This window comes from Pseudanabaena cinerea FACHB-1277 (assembly GCF_014696345.1).
GTDB lineage: Bacteria > Cyanobacteriota > Cyanobacteriia > Pseudanabaenales > Pseudanabaenaceae > Pseudanabaena > Pseudanabaena cinerea.
This window is the reverse complement of the sequence record NZ_JACJPY010000177.1, coordinates 1-1,613: the sequence shown is the minus strand read 5'-3', so window position 1 is coordinate 1,613 and position 1,613 is coordinate 1. Positions and strand designations below refer to the sequence as shown.

General features: G+C 40.3%; 1 protein-coding gene and 1 pseudogene. Both read right to left on the bottom strand.

Features of this window, described 5'->3' with window-relative positions; all coding sequences use genetic code 11:
* Nucleotides 1-96: 96 nt before the first annotated feature.
* Nucleotides 97-1,398, bottom strand: a complete 1,302-nt coding sequence (locus tag H6F44_RS22690; protein WP_190353350.1) for a hypothetical protein — start codon at nt 1,396-1,398, stop codon at nt 97-99.
* A gap of 47 nt (nt 1,399-1,445) precedes the next feature.
* Nucleotides 1,446-1,613: pseudogene (locus H6F44_RS23445) on the bottom strand (IS4 family transposase); the annotation flags it as partial.

Below are 1,613 nucleotides of genomic sequence, written 5' to 3'. Positions count from 1 at the left end.
CAGGATTGACAGAAATTTCTGTTGTGCCTTGGTTGCTACTTTCGGTAATATGTCATTAATGCTATTCATTTGGTGCTTTGATTCATTACTTGCACCTTATCCGATGAATAGCTTTTTTGTTCCCCTTTTTTTATGTCCGAAGTATTGGTCTAAACAGTTGTCTTCTAAAGGAACTTGAGATACATCGCACTCGATGACAGAATCATTGATCGCAATGAAATCAAAGTTGTGAAATGTATGTTTGTCGGCTAATGCTTTAGAAATTAGGGCTTCACCACAACCAAAATCGCCTACAACTAGATCTGAGCGCTTTTGTAGCCATTTAATAGATTCTTGATATGGAAGAACAGACCAAGTTTTTCTAGCTTCTTGGTAGAGAGTGTGATACTGCATCCACTCTTCAGGATTATTTTGGATGCGCTCATAGTTGGTTTGACTATAGCTAGTATTCCAACGTGCATTCATGCGGCTAAAGTCTCCATAGCTAACATTGCGGCGCTGAACATCGGCGGGATCTGTGTCTGGAAGTGGCACAAAGATCTTGGAGCGAACGATTGGTTTTTGCTCACAAGTTTTCAGTCGTTCTAGCCATTTTCTTAGATCTCGGAAGGCTTGAGATTCTGTTCGCAGTTGTCCATCAGGCATCACACCATCAACGGCAGCATCGGCTACTGTTTGCTTGTTTTGCAATCTTGCCAATCGACCTTCATCCCAACTCCAATGTTCACCGTCATCTAAACCATAGGTAACAGGCATAAGAATTGAGAGCGTATCATGAACCTGACCTTGACGATTTAAGCGTCCTTCTAACTGTTCAAGTTCAGCACTTGTCCAAGGCGGAATATTGAGAATCAAGCGATCGCAAACTTTTTGAAATCCATCTACACCTGTTGCCATAGCACTGCTGGCAATCAGCACATCAATGGAACCGTCAATAAAATCATTTTTTCCACTTTTATCGCCGCCCATGTGAAAACCAACTGTCCAGCCTGCGCCTTCGATAGCGACTTTTAGCTGATCGACTATGCCTTCAACGTAATGAGTATAAACGATAGTTTTAGGACGAATTTCGTTAAGAATAGATGGAATCCTTGCACTGGTTAGGATTTGTTCCATTTTTAGTACAGAAGTACCTTCTTCACGAATCTTATCAACTAGATGCGTACAGTCAACAGGAATTTTAATTTTGTTGATTGTGATTTTGGGCTTGACTTTAGAACGGATGCCCAAAGTGACAAATGCTTGATGTAACCGCATACAATTGTTGAGTGTGGCTTTTTCTCCAAGATCTTTGCGTTCCACACCTGTAACTAATTCAACTAGACTTTTACCTTCTTTGAGATTGTTAATTACAGGTGTTGCGCTCATGCCAAGTACCAGAAGTGTTGAATCAGACATGAGGTTATCCCAAAAGTGGACACACTACTCCTGCAAAAAGCGTGATTTCAGCTTAATATCACTATCTTCCTAAACCAATGTACATAACTGATATTCTCACTCATGAATGCTTGTAAATACCTCAGTTTATCTAACATCTTACAGCCAAACTCTTTTGGTATCTCTACTAGCTCTAATAAAACATACGCTATTAAGCAAGTGTAGATTTGGATCGT